18 protein-coding genes are annotated in these 17,799 nt (G+C 39.4%); 11 read left to right on the top strand and 7 right to left on the bottom strand.

Going from position 1 to position 17,799, the window contains the following annotated elements; all coding sequences use genetic code 11:
* The first annotated feature begins 101 nt into the window (after positions 1-101).
* Positions 102-1,472: an NAD-dependent succinate-semialdehyde dehydrogenase gene (locus tag FFM62_RS08755; protein WP_115471635.1), complete on the top strand. Its 1,371-nt coding sequence runs from the start codon at positions 102-104 to the stop codon at positions 1,470-1,472.
* A gap of 56 nt (positions 1,473-1,528) precedes the next feature.
* Here FFM62_RS08755 and FFM62_RS08750 read toward each other — a convergent pair whose 3' ends face one another.
* Positions 1,529-2,590: a tRNA dihydrouridine synthase gene (locus FFM62_RS08750; RefSeq protein WP_115471634.1), complete on the bottom strand. Its 1,062-nt coding sequence runs from the start codon at positions 2,588-2,590 to the stop codon at positions 1,529-1,531.
* A gap of 213 nt (positions 2,591-2,803) precedes the next feature.
* Between FFM62_RS08750 and FFM62_RS08745 the strand changes: the two genes are divergently transcribed.
* From FFM62_RS08745 to FFM62_RS08725, 5 genes are all read left to right on the top strand, one after another.
* A complete protein-coding gene (locus tag FFM62_RS08745) occupies positions 2,804-3,799 on the top strand; it encodes a YeiH family protein (RefSeq protein ID WP_115471633.1) in 996 nt (331 codons plus the stop codon).
* A gap of 133 nt (positions 3,800-3,932) precedes the next feature.
* On the top strand, positions 3,933-4,484 hold the full coding sequence (locus FFM62_RS08740; RefSeq protein WP_115471632.1) for a 3'-5' exonuclease: 552 nt from the start codon (positions 3,933-3,935) through the stop codon (positions 4,482-4,484).
* Positions 4,485-4,531: 47 nt separating this feature from the next.
* Positions 4,532-5,485, top strand: coding sequence for a TDT family transporter (locus tag FFM62_RS08735; protein WP_115471631.1), 954 nt, complete (start codon positions 4,532-4,534; stop codon positions 5,483-5,485).
* Between the two features lie 163 nt (positions 5,486-5,648).
* Positions 5,649-6,161 (top strand): GNAT family N-acetyltransferase, encoded by a 513-nt coding sequence (locus FFM62_RS08730; RefSeq protein ID WP_075270458.1) that lies wholly within the window; start codon positions 5,649-5,651, stop codon positions 6,159-6,161.
* 364 nt (positions 6,162-6,525) lie between these two features.
* On the top strand, positions 6,526-7,926 hold the full coding sequence (locus FFM62_RS08725) for an APC family permease (protein ID WP_115471630.1): 1,401 nt from the start codon (positions 6,526-6,528) through the stop codon (positions 7,924-7,926).
* Between the two features lie 87 nt (positions 7,927-8,013).
* Here FFM62_RS08725 and FFM62_RS08720 read toward each other — a convergent pair whose 3' ends face one another.
* Both FFM62_RS08720 and FFM62_RS08715 read right to left on the bottom strand, forming a co-directional pair.
* Positions 8,014-8,418: a hypothetical protein gene (locus FFM62_RS08720; RefSeq protein WP_115471629.1), complete on the bottom strand. Its 405-nt coding sequence runs from the start codon at positions 8,416-8,418 to the stop codon at positions 8,014-8,016.
* Positions 8,408-9,730 carry a Y-family DNA polymerase gene (locus tag FFM62_RS08715; protein ID WP_115471628.1) on the bottom strand — a complete coding sequence of 441 codons (1,323 nt, stop codon included), beginning with the start codon at positions 9,728-9,730 and terminating at the stop codon, positions 8,408-8,410. The genes FFM62_RS08720 and FFM62_RS08715 overlap by 11 nt, the downstream gene beginning before the upstream one ends.
* A 156-nt stretch (positions 9,731-9,886) precedes the next feature.
* On the opposite strand from FFM62_RS08715, the gene FFM62_RS08710 reads away from it, so the two are divergent.
* A complete protein-coding gene (locus FFM62_RS08710) occupies positions 9,887-11,359 on the top strand; it encodes an MDR family MFS transporter (protein WP_222610184.1) in 1,473 nt (490 codons plus the stop codon).
* Between the two features lie 55 nt (positions 11,360-11,414).
* Here FFM62_RS08710 and FFM62_RS08705 read toward each other — a convergent pair whose 3' ends face one another.
* A complete protein-coding gene (locus tag FFM62_RS08705; protein ID WP_115471627.1) occupies positions 11,415-13,262 on the bottom strand; it encodes an FAD/NAD(P)-binding protein in 1,848 nt (615 codons plus the stop codon).
* Positions 13,259-13,924, bottom strand: a complete 666-nt coding sequence (locus tag FFM62_RS08700; RefSeq protein ID WP_075270453.1) for an NAD(P)H-hydrate epimerase — start codon at positions 13,922-13,924, stop codon at positions 13,259-13,261. Before FFM62_RS08700 ends, FFM62_RS08705 begins: the two co-directional genes overlap by 4 nt.
* Before the next feature lie 142 nt (positions 13,925-14,066).
* Here FFM62_RS08700 and FFM62_RS08695 point away from each other — a divergent pair, with 142 nt between their 5' ends.
* Positions 14,067-14,405 (top strand): hypothetical protein, encoded by a 339-nt coding sequence (locus tag FFM62_RS08695; RefSeq protein WP_115471626.1) that lies wholly within the window; start codon positions 14,067-14,069, stop codon positions 14,403-14,405.
* 117 nt (positions 14,406-14,522) lie between these two features.
* Entirely contained in the window at positions 14,523-15,227 is a 705-nt protein-coding gene (locus FFM62_RS08690; RefSeq protein ID WP_115471625.1) for an MIP/aquaporin family protein, read from the top strand.
* 423 nt (positions 15,228-15,650) lie between these two features.
* Here the strand turns inward: FFM62_RS08690 and FFM62_RS08685 are convergent, their stop codons facing one another.
* Entirely contained in the window at positions 15,651-16,136 is a 486-nt protein-coding gene (locus FFM62_RS08685) for a phosphatidylglycerophosphatase A (RefSeq protein ID WP_115471624.1), read from the bottom strand.
* 54 nt (positions 16,137-16,190) lie between these two features.
* Entirely contained in the window at positions 16,191-17,111 is a 921-nt protein-coding gene (locus FFM62_RS08680) for an NADP-dependent oxidoreductase (RefSeq protein WP_115471623.1), read from the bottom strand.
* 184 nt (positions 17,112-17,295) lie between these two features.
* Here FFM62_RS08680 and FFM62_RS08675 point away from each other — a divergent pair, with 184 nt between their 5' ends.
* Positions 17,296-17,493 (top strand): DUF2188 domain-containing protein, encoded by a 198-nt coding sequence (locus tag FFM62_RS08675; RefSeq protein ID WP_115471622.1) that lies wholly within the window; start codon positions 17,296-17,298, stop codon positions 17,491-17,493.
* A gap of 84 nt (positions 17,494-17,577) precedes the next feature.
* Positions 17,578-17,799, top strand: a 222-nt coding sequence (locus FFM62_RS08670) for a helix-turn-helix domain-containing protein (RefSeq protein ID WP_137604529.1), incomplete at its 3' end; no start/stop codon positions are given.

Genomic DNA, 17,799 nt, shown 5'->3' with positions numbered 1-17,799 from the left:
TCTTTGTGAAATTTTTTTAAGCGCTTTTTTAGTCGATTAGCGTTATAATGATGGCGTAGCATGGATTGCTACTGATTGTCGTTTATACAAAGGGGGATATTATGGCATATAAAACAACCTATCCATATACTGGGGAAGTCTTACAGGAATATGATAATGCAACAGAATCAGATTTAGAGCAAGCACTAGCAACTGGTCACGCTTTATATAAAACATGGCGTGGTACATCTGTTAGTGATCGTGCGGCAACATTACAGAAAATTGCTGATGCAATTGTGGCGCATAAAGAAGAACTAGCTAAGGCAATGACTTATGACATGGGGAAGTTATTAACTGAAGCCGAAGGTGAAGTCGACTTGTGTGCAAGTATTGTTTCTTATTACGCCGAAAAAGGTGAGGAATTCATGGCCGACACGCCAGTAGAATCACCAGCAGGAAATGCGCACTATGTTAAGCAATCAACGGGTGTCATCGTGGCGGTTGAACCATGGAATTTCCCATTATATCAAGTTGTGCGTGTCTTTGCGCCAAACTTTATTGTTGGTAATCCAATGATTTTGAAGCATGCATCAATTTGTGCCAAGTCAGCCCAACTATTTGCTGACTTAGTCATTGAGGCCGGTGCCCCAGAGGGTGCTTTGACTAATTTGTTTATCGATTATGACTTAGTAGCGAAGGCTATTCATGATCCACGTGTCGCTGGTGTTTGCTTGACGGGTTCTGAACGTGGTGGTGCAGCCGTTGCCAAAGAAGCCGGTGAGGCATTAAAGAAGTCAACCCTTGAACTTGGTGGTAATGATGCATTCATTATTTTAGATGATGCGGATTGGGATGAAGTTAAGACTGTTGCGCCAGGTGCACGTTTGTACAATGCAGGACAAGTTTGCACGTCATCAAAGCGGTTCATTGTTTTGGCTGATAAGTTTGATGAGTTTATCGATATTCTAAAGGATGGTTTCTCAAAGGCTAAGGTAGGAGATCCAATGGATCCTGAAACTGATGTGGCACCATTATCATCTAAGAGTGCGCAAGAGAAACTACAGAAGCAAGTTGATAGTGCTGTTGCTGGTGGAGCGACGTTAGTTTATAGTCAAGAGCCGGTTGAAGGGGATGGATTCTTCTTCCAGCCAACTATTTTGACATATATTACTAAGGACAATCCAATCTACAATCAAGAATTGTTTGGTCCGGTTGCTGAAGTTTACAAGGTTAATTCAGAAGAAGAGGCCATTGCATTGGCTAATGATTCAAGTTATGGTCTTGGGAACACTGTTTTCTCAAGTGATATTGACCATGCACAACGTGTCGCCGAACAAATTGAGACAGGGATGTCATTCATTAACTCAGGATGGACATCATTACCTGAATTACCATTTGGTGGTGTTAAGAACTCGGGATACGGTCGTGAGCTAAGTGAATTAGGATTGAATGCATTCGTTAACGAACATTTAATTTTTGAACCAACTAAGTAAATTAAACTGATTACAGTAAAGGAGCATGTTCAGATGAACATGCTCCTTTTTTATTATTATTTTGTTGTAATCGCAATAGTGTCGGCTGCTTTTTGAGCGGCCCATTGTTCATCAAATTGATCAAGCAATTCACGGACTTGTGTTGTGTTGTTTGTATCCATTAAGGCAACTCGTAAATCAGATGCATATGAAAAATGGCGAACGTAGATTTTAAAGAAACGCTTTAACTTTTGGAAATGCATGGGACCAAATTCAGCGGTGAATTGGTCGTATAAGTCTAATTGCATACGCAATAATGTGAGTGTCTCATCTAGAGTGTGCTCTCGTGGTGTGATTTCAAAGGCAAAAGGATTCTCAAAAATCCCGCGGCCAATCATAATACCATTAACACCAGGATGTTGACGAACTAATTCAAGACCGTCAGCACGATCTTTAATATCACCATTGATTTGAAGCAAGGTGTTTGGGGCGATTTCATCACGTAATTGCACTAAACGGTCAATGTACTCAAAGTGGGCGGGCACTTTTGACATTTCCTTACGTGTACGCATATGAACAGTAAGTAGTGGGATATCTTGCTTTAGAAGAAATGGAATCCACTCTTCAAAAGTGTCGATTTGATTGAAACCAAGGCGCGTTTTAACAGAGACAGCTAAGCCGGCTTTTTTAGCACTAGCAATAATTTCTTCAGCTTTATCAAAATGGCGAATTAAATCAGAACCACTATTATTCTTAACGACAGTAGCAGCTGGGCATCCCATATTAATATCAACGGCTTCATAGCCACGTTCTTTTAAGTCAAAACAGGCAGTCTCAAAATCAATACCACGATCACCCCATAATTGAGCGACGGGCATTTGTTCTGATTCTTCAACGTGCAAACGACCTTGTACGGTAAACTTAGCTTTTGGATGAGTAATACTGCGAGCATTTGTGAATTCTGTAAAGTAAACGTCGGGGCCACCAGCTTTAGCAACGACACGACGGAAAACAGAATCTGTTACGGCTTCCATAGGAGCCATGGTGAAGAAGGGGATTGTCTCTAATCCTGGAACGGCAGGATGTTTTTGAGCATCGTCCACAACTTTTTGCCAATAAGGCGATTTCACTTGGACCATTTCAAGTTCCTTTCTCAAAGAAATATGTATTTTTGATACGAAAATTTTTAAAACCCTATTTATATTAGCGATATTTTGCACAATTTTCAAGATATTAACTTCTTAAAAGTAAATAATGGTCATATTTAGGGCAAATTATGAGACTTTTGACAGTCTGATGGACAATAAGGTGTATAATAATGCCGATTTGCTATAAAATTTTTAGGAGTTCACATGGTAATTAGAAAGAATATGGTAGCGGGCATTATCTTAACGTTTTTGCTAGCTTTCGTTGCTAAACTACTGTCACCTTTCTTACCAACATTAGGTGCCGAGGCATTGGCTATGTTGGCGGGAATTGTCTTAGGAAATACAGTTTTTATTAACCAACGTTGGGCAGCAGGTGTTAAATGGGCTGAAAAATACCCGATTGAAATTGGGATTGCCTGCCTAGGTTTAAATGTTACTTTAACAAATATGGCTTCACTTGGATGGCAAGGTGTGTTATTTATTTTGCTACAAATGTCATTGACCATTTTCTTTGTGATGTGGCTTGGTGGGCGTATTTTTAAGGTTGCACCAGCATCAGCGATGATGATGGGAGCAGGTAATGCTGTCTGTGGTTCGAGTGCAATTGCATCAGTGGCACCTGTTGTTGGCGCAAGTGATGATCAACGACGGACGTCCGTAGCAACAGTCTCACTGGCTGGTGTGGTATTACTATTTGTCTTACCAATTTTAGGACCGGCTGTGTTACCGGATAATATGATGGTTAGTGCCTTGATTGGTGGAACTGTGCAGTCAGTTGGTCAAGTATCTGGAACTGCTTCACTTGTTGGTGGCAGTGTGGTTACTTATGCACCAATTTTCAAAATGCTACGTGTCATTATGCTATCAGTAGTCGTTATTTTTATGGCACGTCATGCCGCAAAAATATCAACTGATACTGGTACAGCTACTAAGTCAAAGATAGGTATTCCTTGGTTTGTCACAACATTTATTATTCTGATGTTGATCAATTCATTTATTTCACTACCTCATCTTGTGACTCATACAGCACAAAATATTACGAGTTTTTTTGGTGTTGTTAACTTAGCGGGTATTGGATTAAATTTGAAGTGGACAACAATCAAGTCATCAGGAGCTAAGTTCCTAGGATATGGATTTGTCACGATTATTTTCCAAGTAGTTATTGCCCTAGCACTGATTTATATGCTGATGGGTGCTTAATTAAACGGAATCTAAAAGAATAAGGTCTGGAATTTCGCCAGTTGATGAGGAATTTTCAGGCCTTTCTTTATAATTATTGTTAAAATTAAAATGCTTGATGGATAAATATTTTTGGGGAGGTGAGAGTTAATAAATGCTATTTACGAATTTAAATAATTATGTGGTATTTGATTTGGAAATGAATGGTAGTAATCAAATTATTGAGATTGGTGCGATTAAAGTAACAGGTACCCAAAATATTGAGAAATTTTCAGTTATTGTTAATAATCCACCCGTTGGTAGCGCCATGAAATCGTTTAAATATATTACTAAATCAATGGGTGGCAAAGATGGCTGGATTACGTTGGACATGATTAGCCATGGTATTTCTGAAGAGCGCGCATTGAGCCGTTTTATGCGATTTGTTGGTGATTACGCAATTGTCGGACATGCCATTATTGATGGTGATGTCCAGCTAATCAAAGAAGGATTGCAACATCATAATCTTGGTAAATGGGACACTCGCGGTAAATTATATGATACGCAGCAAATTCATGGCGCTATTGCAGGCAATCCGCAAGATATTTCATTAATGGATTTAGCAGAAATGTATGGGATTGATTTGGGGCAACAAAAGCACCGGGCATTACCTGATGCAAAAGAGACACTGGCTATTTTTGTAGCTATGAAAAAGGCATGGCGTTAGTTTCATTGAAATTACCAGACAAGTGAAATGAGTTGAAGGAGAATTTCGTGGCACAAGTGTTGAAAAAAATTCCTATGGCGTTATGTGGTTTGACTTTAGGTATCGAATCATTAGGGAATCTATTTATTATGAATGGCTTTTTCATGACCGGCAATATCATTGGCATAGTGGGAATGATCTTAATATTGTTTGTATTTGCGAAACTGTTCTTTGCATATGGTAGTGTCCACAGTGAAATGCTGAATCCTGTAACTTCGGGGACGCTACCAACGTTTACAATGGCGTTGATGCTGATGGCCATGTATTGGTATCGCTGGGGGATGACACGTTTTGCTAATTTTTTATGGGTAGCTGCAATTATTGTTCATCTCGGTATCATGGTAGCCTTTTGTTGGTTTAACTTAATTAAGACCAAGCCACGGTTACAAGCAGTTTATCCAAGTTGGTTTGTCATGTTCGTTGGTATTGGCGTTATTCCAGTTAGTGCACCCATGTTTAGTACAACTATTGGCCAGCTATTCTTCTGGTTAGCAATGGTGTTGTACGTCATTGTTTTCCCAATTGTTATTTTCCGATTGATACGTTTACGAGAAATAGGTGAAGGAGCGTTGCCATTGTTGACGATTATGGCGGCGCCGGCGTCATTGTGTTTAACTGGTTATTTAAATATCTTTGGCCAATTTAATCATGCCTTTGCTATTGGCATGGCTATTTTTGCGCAAGGTCTTTATTTTGCGACGTTATTTTTAATGATAAAAATTTATATTTCTGCTAAACATTCATTGTTACGATTTTATCCAAGCTTTGCAGCCTTTACTTTCCCGTTGGTCATTGCATCGACAGCGATAACGGTCTTATCAAATCGCTTAAATCTAGCTAGTGGTGTAATGGTTGTAGCAAAAATTGAATGGCTTGCAGCAACGCTGATGATTATCTACGTATTTAGCCAATATTTAAGATTTTTGATTGGTTTGATGACTGCAACGAGGGTTCTAAAGTAGTGCTGAACAGTCAAAAAATAAATCAATTATTTTAATAAAAAAGGTTGGGTTTTTGTTTTTAATTTGTTAATATAATGTTCTGCTATTTAATAATTAGTAGATATTAAATAAGAAACGTTCTACGATTAGACAATTTAATAATGTAGACGCGGAGGATACGATTATGTTGATGTACACAAGACCAGCCCAGCCAGAAGACTTTCCAGCAATTTGGGCTGCGTTTCAAGATGGCGTTGCATACTTGGGCGAACAAGGCGCATCGCAATGGCAGGGCGAAGGTGCACCAGACAGGGCTTTATTTGAAAAGGATATTGCCAACGGCTGGGGAATCGTTCTGATCTACGATGGTCAAGTAGCCGGTTATGGCTCATTAGTGCCAGGACCAGAAGAAGAATATGAAATTTTACAAGGTGAATGGGTTGGTGAAGAACCAGAATATGTTGCTATTCATCGAGTAACGATTAATTCGCATATTCGTGGTAAGGGTGTTGGTAAAACATTAACACGTGATTTAGTTAATTTAGCACGTGCGCGTGGTTATCGTGATATTCGCATTGATACATTCCCAGAAAATATCATTATGCAGAATGTTATTACGAAAACTGATTTTACATATAGAGGCATGGTACCATTTGAATTTGGTGATCGACTAGGTTACCAATTATTAGTAGATTAATACATTTATGAGATTTTTTTCATAAAACAATTGACTTTGTACGTAAATGGGCTTAATATCTATAGGTAAGCTAAAAGAAAAGGAAATGTAGATATGCAAACTTATTTGTCAGTAACATCAGCGTTTAGTTACTTTACGTATTTCGGGTAGTCATCCGAATTCTGCGTAAGGTTGTTTGCGCTGAACATTTGGATGACGGTAAAGTATCCAAATGTGTGAAAGCAAGTGAGCAACTTGTAATGCATTATCTGCATACACGTATTGGATACAATGATGTTATCCAATACGTGTTTTTTATTGTCTTGGTATTTTTCAAATGACAAATGGGTTGTAGCATGATATTCCGTGAAAGGAAGTTATATATATGGGAATGTGGCAGAGAATATTTAAAAAGGAGTCATTAGACACCTATATGAGTAGTGATGGCCATTTTGAAAAGTCACTAAATGCAAAAGATTTAGTTGCTTTAGGAATTGGTGCGGTGATTGGTTCAGGAATTTTCGTTTTAACTGGAACTGTGGCAGCAACGACAACTGGGCCAGCGATTATTTTTAGTTTTATTTTGGCGGCCTTAGTATCGAGCTTAGTAGCGATGGCTTATTCCGAAATGTCAACTGCTATGCCAGTAGCAGGATCAGCTTATTCATATGGTAATGTTATTTTTGGTGAAGTGATTGGTTGGGTATTGGGTTGGGCACTAATTCTGGAATACATGTTAAGTGTTTCGGCCGTTTCGACGGGTTGGTCGGCTTATTTTGCCAATCTGATATCTCCTTTGGTCAAAATCCCAACGGCCTTATCAGGGGCCTATAATCCAGCAAATGGGACGTATATTGATATCGTTGCTGTTGTCATTGTGTTGTTAATTGGTCTGCTATTACGCGGTGGCTTACGTCAGTCAAAACGTGTTGAAAATGCGATGGTTTTGTTCAAAATAATTATTATTTTGGCTTTTATTGTAATTGGCTTCTTCTTTATTAAGAGCAGTAATTACAGTCCTTTAATTCCCGAACGTGTTAATGGTGCGTTTGGATGGCGAGGAGTTATTACTGGAACATCGATGGTCTTCTTCGCCTTTCTTGGTTTCGATGCATTGTCATCATCAGCAGCCGAAGTGAAAAATCCTAAGCGTAACATGCCAATTGGAATTATTGGTACGCTAATTATTGCGGCTATCTTGTATGGCTTAATGGGATTTGTGCTAACTGGTATGGTACATTATTCTAAGTTGAATGTTGCGGATCCAGCAGCTTTTGCCTTGCAACAAGTTGGTCAAAATTGGGCATCGTTGATTATTACAATTGGGGCATTAATTGGAATGGCAACAATGATGTACACAATGACGTATGCGGCATCACGTTTGATTTATGCAGTTGGTCGAGATGGCCTGTTGCCAGGTGGTGTTGGTAAATTAAATAAACAAGGAAATCCTAATCGTGCGTTGACTGTTGCAACAGTTGTTATTGCCCTATTTAGTGGGTTAGTACCATTGGATGCCTTAGTTGATTTGGTTAATGTTGGTACTTTGTTGGCGTTCGTAGTTGTGTCATTAGGTATTTTGCCATTACGTCGTCGTAAAGACGTTAACCATGATGGTTACAAAATGCCAGGTTATCCGGTAATGCCAATTATTTCAGCAATTTTGACAGGATTCTTGATTACACAATTACATGCTGAAACATTGATTGCCGCAGGTGTTTGGTTTGTTCTTGGTCTTATTTTGTACTTAACATACGGTGTACGTCACTCGAGAATGAATCAGTAATGGCGTTAAACTTTCTGAATTATAGTTAAATAATTTTAAATAAGAAGAGGTTGAGACATATTTTGTCTCAACCTCTTTTACTTGAAATTACTGAGTGGTGGGTGGCATTTTACTGACCCACCATAAATTAGTCTGCGGAACAAATTGTGTACCGATAACGATGGCTTCATCAGTATAGCCTTTGACTACGCCAGTTATCATAGGTGGAATAATCCCTTTTTCTGATTGCGTATTTAATTGAATGGTTACCGTGACTTGTTGGGCATATGCTTCAAATAAAATTTTACCAATTAATTCGGGAGCCATTTCGGGTTTGCGGACACGTTGATTGGCATCCTTTACTTCATGGGCAATTTTATTCACGTGCTCAGTGTGGTCAGATAAATAGTAGCCTTGCCACTTGACCATACCGCGGTCATGATAGTCATACTTAAAAAACTGACTAGCTTGTTTGAGGGTGACGTTATCGATTTCTTCATTATCAATAGCCATAAGCATTACCACCATTATGTCCGCCGACCAGGCCAACGCGGTCAAGCATTGTGCCCCCAGTCAAACTAGAACTTTTAAAAATGGCATCAATACCAAATTTTTGGCGGATCATATCGATTGTTTCATCTAACTGATGATTTTGTTGCATAGTAGCTGGTGGCACAAAAAGGTCCAGTTGTTCTTCACCCGCAGGCTTTAAATTACCAGCACTAACAGCGATATGTCGAATGACTTCACCATGATAGTGAGTGGTGAATAGTTGGTGAAGTACTTGTGTAATTTGGGCATTCGAGTTTGTTGGTGGGATCGACATTTGAACATGAAAACCTTGGCTACCAGTCGGGTTATGATAGCCTACCCCTAATCCAAGTGAGACTTGATTGGTGACTAAATGCTTGGCCCGTAGTCGACTAGCAATTTGTTCGCCAATTTCCCTAATGATTACGCCAATTTCAGTGGGGTTATCATAATCTCGTGGTAGGACTTGGCTGTTGCTTAGTGCACGACTTTTTGCATGATATTTTTGTCTAACAAAGCTGCGGTCAATACCCCAAGCAAGTGCATAGAGTTCACCACCGATAACCCCAAACTTTTCAATCAAGTGGTATGGATTATGCAAAGCTAAGTCTTTCATTGAAAAGATGCCCAAACGATTGAGTTTCTTAGCTGTACGTGTGCCAATGTGCCAAACATCAGATAGGGTCTCAATTGGCCATAGAAATTTTGGAATTGTTTCATAATGCCATTCACCAATTAGACTAGGAGCATGTTTAGCAGTTATATCAAGCGCCATTTTAGCCATTGCTGGATTATCACCAATGCCAACGGAGGTATAAATACCAGTTCTTTTCTTGATTTCTTTTTGAATGATACGGGCGATTTGCTGGTGTGTTAAATCACGACCATTACCAAATTTTGAAATTATATATTGATAACTATCAGTGATATCCAGAATAGATTCGTCAATTGAGTAAATGTGCAAATCTTCGTCAGCCACAAATTCACGATAGATATCATTAATTTGTTGGTTTTTTTCGATATAATAATTCATTCGGGGTTCAGCAATTAATAAATCAGGATGATAAGGCACGTCTCGTTGTCGCATAACGTTACTGATACCCAGTATTTTTTTAGCCATTGGTGAGGCAGCAAGCACCAGACCGCCATTTGTATTTTCTTGCTGACTCATCACAACGAGCATTGTCTGCAATGGATTTTTACCGCGGTCAACGCATTCGACACTGGCATAGAAACTTTTGGAATCAATCACAAAAATAGCTCGTCTGGGTTCGTCTTTGTAAACATCAAGCATAAGATATCCTCCTGGTTAGCTTTAACTTAATGTTAGGATAAACCTAATTTTAGCATTCTGCAAGCTTTAAGTTAATTGGATGCTGCTTGTAGTCATTGTCTACCATGTGCTATGATTGATTGTTCATGGAATTTATAGGAAATAGGAGTAGTAGTTTTGGAAAAGGAAAAAACGAATAAAGGTATGGTGACATTGGCCTTATTCATCGCAACTTTTTTAAGTGCGGTCGAAGGGACAATTGTGTCAACAGCAATGCCTACCATTGTCGGTGACCTAGAGGGTATTTCAATCATGAATTGGGTGTTCTCGATTTTCTTATTGACGAGTACGTTGACTACACCAATCTATGGGAAATTAGCTGATAATATTGGTCGTAAGCCAGTATTTATTGCTGGGTTAATTATATTTTTGACGGGTTCAGTATTAAGTGGATTTTCAGCTAGTATGCCACAATTAATTATTTGGCGTGCCATTCAAGGAATTGGTGCAGGAGCTATCTTGCCAATTTCTAATACAATTATTGCTGATATTTATCCGCCCGAAAAACGTGCGCAAATTATGGGTATCAATAATTCAGCGTGGGGAATTGCTTCTGTGGTTGCCCCATTACTGGGTGGCTTGATTGTTGATAATTTTACTTGGCGTTGGGTGTTTTTTATTAATTTGCCGTTTGGCTTATTATCAATGATTTTAACTTTAATGTTTTTGAAAGAAGACAAACGTGCTACTGAAGGTCATTTGGATATTTGGGGTATCGTTTGGCTATCAATGACGATTTCAGGAATCTTGTATGGCGTTGAATTACTTAATAAGGCACACATTAACTGGCTGATGATTGCGGTTGTTGCAATCGTTGCAGTTGTTGGTTTGTTGTTGTTTATTAAACGAGAAAAACGTGCAGCAGATCCGATTATTTTGTTGGATTTATTTAAAAATAGAACGTTTGTTATTCAGAATTTTGCAGTGGGGATGATGGCAATCTTCTTAATTGCATATGAAGTATACGTGCCATCATGGACGCAAGGAATTTTAGGATTACCAGCAACTTTTGCTGGCTTTGCAACAACGCCTAGTTCTATTTTTTGGATTGTTGGTTCATTTATTGCGGGTAAGATGTTATCACGATTAAAACCACAAAAGATTTTGATGATCAGTATGGGACTTTTGGTGGTTAGCGGAACGATCCTAGCGTTCTTACCAACCAATACGCCATTTGTTATATTCTTACTTATCGGTGTATTTTTGGGAACTGGTTTTGGAATCACTGTGACTGGTTCAACGATTATTTCACAAAGCGTTGTATCGCTTGAACACATTGGAATGGCTACTTCGTTTAATACATTGATTCGTAGTCTAGCACAAAGTATTTCCATTTCAATTTTTGGAATTGTTATGAATCAGTCTTTGCAAAATGGTATTGCACAACATCCAGACAAACACTTAACAGTGGGGATGTTTAATAAAATGATCAATCCGCATACGGTTGATGAATTACCAAATAAGATTGTGCCAGTGATGAATAATATTTATCACACTGGATTACGTAATATTTTTATTGTTGCGGTTATTTGCATGATTTTGGCATTTGTATATAATTTAAAGCACCAAGATCAAGGGGTCGTACAATAAAATCTAAGTAAAAATAGGTTGAGACATAAATTATGTCTCAACCTATTTTTTTACGTTATTCAAAAATTGTTTGGGCAATATTTTCAGCATCGCTCAGGTTTTTATCAGTAATTCCTGGACGTGGTGAGAACGTTGTAAACCATGACCAACCTTCTGTTGGGACACCCCAAATGAATAAGCCAGGGACTTCTTGATCTTGTTGGTCAATTGCCGTCATTGTCTGTTTATTCATGCGTGTACCACCAGCAGAGTAAGTAGTGCCATCAGATTTCGTGTAAGTTGCTTCACTTAGAATTCCTTTTTCACGTAAATTGCTCATCAATGGGTTGATGGTATGTGACAACGAAGGTGCTGATAGGTGTGCTTCAACTAGGTTATCAACAGTCCACTCGTTGTTACGGTTATCGCGAGCCACAAAGTGATTGTCTTGGACGGTTGCGCTGAGACCAGGGCTAGCAATTGTTAATAAGCCGGTTTCAATCAGGGCACGCATCTGCTCAATACGTAAAATAGGTGGGCCAACAGAAATCAAAGTGTTCAATGGATTAAAGTGGCGCAAAAACTTTTCGTATTCATCAGCATTTAGATAGCCAGCATCCAAGTAGTGGCGAATGACTGAGCGAATGTCACGTAACATATCAAAAGCACCCGCATAAGGGGCATCGTTGTTTCCTTTGTATGCATCGTTGATATCCCAAGTTAAGTAGTTCATCATGAAGTCACTATATTCGACCTCTTCAGGAATATCAGCAACTGGGTTTAAGATACGTTGCCAGTCCATGATATATTCTTCGGCGACAACATATTGACGGGCAGTCTTATTCAAATCATCGCTTTCAGCGAGTGCCGTCATAAAGTGATCGGCATTAAATGGCCAAGTGATTCCAAAATCATTGATTGTATTACGATAGTGCTTATATTCTAATTCTTTTTTCAACAATTTGAAAAAGTCATCATATGATAGTTGACCATCGTTTTCGGCAGCTAGCTGATCAAGTTTCTTGTTCGTAAAGAACAGTGGTTGGTAACTTTCAGTTGTCTTTTGGTTAATACCACGCGCATGCAAAGGCAAACCACGACGAGAACCCGCAATGATATGAGGTTCTTTACCTGAGGGTAGATAATAAAGCACACCATTGTTGTCACGTGCAAAACGACCACCACGACCAATTGTCAATTTGGCTAGGTAATCAAAAAAACTTAATCCTAGACCACGAAGCACAACCTTTTGGCGGGCTGGCACATCATCTAAATTCGCTTCTGCAGGATGAGTTGGTCCGATATATAGCATGTTTTCATGGGCATTAGCAGCATCAGTAAATGTTTGTTGCTCTTCTGATAACTGGTTATCAACCATCCCCGTTGACATGACAACTTTATCAGCCATGAAGTTGGTCCCATCATCTAAGACAATTTCATATTGATCGTCTTGAGGGGTAACATCTAAGACTTGTTTACGTTCATAAGACAGCATGACATTACCAGGAATCTGAGTACCTAGACGTTCGTAAAACCATTGACTATAAACACCAAATAGGGCACGAGAAGTAAAGCGATTAGGATTTATTCGTGCAATTTCATCAAGAAAGTGTTCACCGTTAACAAAATGACGACGTTGTACATATTCTTTACCATATGTAATTGCCCATTCATAAAAGTTAGGACCATAGGTAGCAGTTGCTGCATGGTTCGGTATAGAAGGATCGGGGAATAAGGTCAATTGACGAGTAACTGTGTTCATTAGGAAAAGTGGACTTTGATCCGGATTCCAAACACGGCCACCGATTGGGAAACTGTCGTACAAAGTAATATCGACAGGCTTTGTTGTTTCCTTGGCATAAGCCATCAGACGTTCTAATAGGGTTAAGTTGCGTGGTCCGGCACCAACTAATACAATCTTCATTGGTTGCTGCTCTCTTTCTTAAAATTTGATAGTTCTTCTGGGGAATAAACGCCAATATCTTTAACATAGATATTGCCGGCACGTTTTAGGCCTTCGTTTTGTAGTAATCCTTGTTTAGGATATGCAAAAGTAACCGTAGCAGATGCGCGGATGGCAGAGCCTAAAATAGTACCTGTTGTTGCATTTAGACCGGATGGAATGTCAACTGACACAACCGGAATATTAGCGGCATTAACGCGTTTAATGATTTCACCTAGTTTAACGGGGACTGGCTTTGATAGTCCGGCACCAAATAGGGCATCCACAATAACCGTGTAATGGCGGAAGTCGCGTACACGGTTATGGGGGGTAACACCGTACTTGCGGGCGATGTCTAGTTGTTTTGCTGTATTAGGAGTGGCGCGATGGGCATCACCTAATAGCAATAAGTCAACATTAACACCTTTTTGTGCTAGCATGCGAGTAATGGCAATACCATCACCACCATTGTTACCTAAGCCAGCAATAACGAGAACATTGGATAAGTCAAAAGTACCTGCACCGAGTACTTCCATCACGGAGATGGCTGCTCGTTCCATTAAGACTAGGGGATGGACACCAATTTCATCAGTGGTGTAGTGACTAAACCTTTGCATTTCTTGTGCAGTTACTGATTCAATCATGAAAAGCAACCTCCTTTAATTTTTTCTATCTTAATAATCAATTATGACGTTCAGTGTTTATTATATCGCAACTGACTGTTAAAATGTTTCTAGTACAATGTTTTTTTACATTAAATAGACGAAATTAGTAAGGAGGATAAAAATGAACACGCAAAAGATTCCGGAAGATATGCAAGATGTGCGTGATCGTGTGGACCTGATGGCAGGTCGTGGCTTCACAGTCTCGGAAGAAGATGTTATTAAAGAAGCATTGAAAACAGGCTTTCAATCAATTGTGGATGAGAAAATGGACGGTAATTATTACACTGTCCGTTGGGATGAAGCCTTTCATGATTTGCAAGTCCTTGGGATTGATAATGAGTTAGTTGGTTCAGCAAAACCAAAAGCGGATGGTCCTGATTTTATCAAGCAATTTGAAACTAATGCAACGAATACATGGTTTACTTTAGACAAAGATGCATTGGCTATTATTGGCCGTTAAAGTTAAAAATTTATTAATAAAGCTGAATTTAAGTACAATAGTGTTATATAGTTAGAGTTAGTTATTTATTTTGTTATAGAAAACAAGTCAAATTTATTTAAGGAGCAATTATTGTTTATGGAAAGTAATACACGTAAATACTTAGCAGAGTTCTTTGGAACGATGTTATTAGTTGCCGTTGGTACTGGTGCAGTTGTTTTGGTTGGTGTACAAACCGGCCCACTTCCTGTTGCCTTGGCCTTTGGTATTGCCTTGGCTGCTGGTGCCTACGCTTTTGGCCCAATCTCAGGTGGTCACTTTAACCCAGCCGTTTCATTGGGAGCAGCCATGAATGGTCGTATCTCATGGAAAGACTTTACTGGTTATGTTATTGCACAATTGATTGGTGGACTAGCTGGTTCAGCCGTTGTTTGGGCAATCATGAAGGGTGTTGGTGCCAGTGCGACAATGATCAAGCAAGTTGGTTTTGGTCAAACTGATTACACAACACCAGTTTCATTCTTCGGTGCAACTGTTATCGAGTTGATTTTGACATTCTTCTTTGTACTAGTTATTTTGATGGTTACTTCAAAGAAGGCTGAAGCTTCTTCAGTTGCTGCACCAATGATCATTGGTTTGACATTGGCAGTATTGATTATTGTTGGTATTTCAGTAACCGGATCTTCATTGAACCCTGCACGTTCATTTGGACCTGCTGTGTTCTTTGCAATGTTTGGTTCAGCAACTTCATTGACTCACGTTGCTGCTTACTTCATCGGACCTTTAGTTGGTGGTGCTTTGGCAGCATTGGTTGCTAAGTACGGTCTTGGTTCAGAAGAATAATTTTTAATAAATAACACTAAAAAACCACTTGTTACGCAAAGCTTTGCGATAGCAAGTGGTTTTTTATTTGGTTTATTTAGTTTTGACCCAGCCGCTTGCAGCGCCAGGGCACAAAACAGGCCTTATACCGGAATGCTAAGCGCTTGGATTCACGCTTTCGTTAAACGCGATAGGCTGCCAGTCCGTCAAAAATAAGCAATAAATATGTCACACACCTACGCAGTCGCTACGGTAGCGTGCCAAATTTATCACTTATTTTGGACTCCAAAACGGCCGCTTATCAGCTCTCGTATATAAACGCGATAAATTTTCAATCCGGTCAATATAACGCCAACAGCACCTGCATGCCTACGCAGTCGCTACGGCGAAGCAGACACTGTTAACGTTATATTGACCTTCAAAACGAAAATTAATCAGCTCTCTTTAACCATGTGCGATTCTAGCTTCGGCGGCGGCTGCGATTGCAGCGACGATATCATCGATGAAGGTATTTACACGACCACCGTTATGTTGTTCGTCGTTTAATTTACCAACGATACCAGGCTTGACGCGGTCTAGGTAACCGAAATTGGTCCATGAGATCGTGCCGTAGACGCCCAAGATAGACATGACTAGTTGTTCATCGATACCATAAGTTGCATGGTCACCACCAATACGTTCTTGTAATGGTTCTGGTAGTTGCTTAGCCTCTGCTACCTCATCTAGGGCTAAGCCAGTCATTACGGCATCTTGTACTTCAGTTTTGTGTAACACGTGTTGCACAGAATCAACGGCCGTGTCCAATGATAAATCTGGAATATGATCTTTTTGCCCACTGACAACTAATTCAGCGATGTCAGGTAATTGGACACCACGGTCCTGCAACATTTTAATAACATCTTCATAATAATCACGCTCAGTAAATAACATTTCCCATTACGCTCCCTCGTTTAATGGCATTATTGTATCAGAAAGCGGGTCCTTTTAAAACGTATCGAATGTTAAAACAGCTTTCCCTTGTAAGGAATGCTGACGAGCTTGTTCATGAATATCACGCAGGTTAGCTAATGTAAATGGGAGCACTTGACCAATCCGGAACGTGATTTTACCAGCTGCCATATCAGCAAATAATGCTTCAAGATTAGGACGTTTTCCATCTTGGAATGCGTTAGCAGCGTCAATATCAAATGCTGACAGAGCTTTTTCATCGAGACCAGCAATGCTACGTAGGATACCACCAGTTTTTAGAATTTTTGCAGATTGGACCGAAACTGAGCCGCCAATGGTATCTAAGACAGCATCGAAATCAGATAATTCGTTTTCATAGGCAGTATGATAGTCGACTGGTGTGACATCTCTGAATGACTTTAGGTAGTCAAAATCAGCTGGCTTAGCGGTTGTATATACTTGCGCACCAATATTCAATGCGGCTTGTACAGCAACTGAACCAACAGCACCGGCACCACCTTGAACAAGAACTTTTTGTCCAGGTTGGACGTTTAAATCACGATGGATCATTTGATAACCAGTTGCAGCACCAATAACAGCTGCCACGGCATGAACATCATCGATGTCATCGGGCACTTTTGTTGCGGCAGATTGGCCAACCGGTACTAATTCAGCATAGGTTTTTTGGTGGCGAGTGGCAGCGATACGATCATCAACTTTAAAGTCGGTGACGTCTGAACCGATAGCAACAACTTCACCCACAACACTTGAACCGGGAATTAATGGTAATTCTTCTGAAGTACCCATCTTTCCGGCCACAAATTTCACATCATAAGGATCAATAGCAACGGCATGATTTTTAACTAACACCTGCTTTTTTAGTAAAGTTGGTGTCTCAGTATCAATTTCGTTTAAATCAGTAACTGAACCATAATTATCTAATTGAATAGCTTTCATAATATTTTCCCCCTTATTTCTTTTATCATAAGTATAGTCTAACTTAGTTTGACAAGTGATACAAAAGTCCAAATTAATTCACCCAAACACGGTTGTACGTTAGAATATAGCTATAAATAGTTAGGCGATGGCCGTCTGATTGTTTTTTTACAAGTCAGTAATTATGTCAAAGGAGATGTTTAACATGCCATGGACAAAAGAAGATTACCCGGACTCATTAAAAAATCTTAAGCCGACTGTGCGCAATAAAGCCATTGAAATTATGAATGCGCTCCAAAGAGAAGAAAATTATAATGAACAACGTATTATTGCAATTGCCACTAAAAAAGCTGAAGAATTGTACCAGAATGACCATCCCAATGCTTCTGTTTATGAAAAGTGATTGTTTTAATTATTAACACAAAAAGGTTGAGATGAACTGAACCCCGTAAGTTGGAGTAATTTCCAAAACTTACGGGGTTTTACTATGTTTTCAAAAGAAGTACAAATTGAAGCAGTCACGATGTACCTACAAGGTATTCCGCCTTATAAAATACGGAAAAAGTTTGGTATTAAAGGAACAGACACCATTCGTAACTGGGTTACTAATATCAAGGAACTTGGTGTCTATGGATTAAACAACGCTAGTCAAAGTAAGACAAATTATCAATATTCCTTTAAAATCAAGGTAATTCAATGGCGACTTGAG

This window comes from Weissella thailandensis (assembly GCF_005405465.1).
Lineage (GTDB): Bacteria > Bacillota > Bacilli > Lactobacillales > Lactobacillaceae > Weissella > Weissella thailandensis.
Note: the sequence above shows the minus strand (reverse complement) of the source record. Positions and strands in the feature narration are given on the sequence as shown.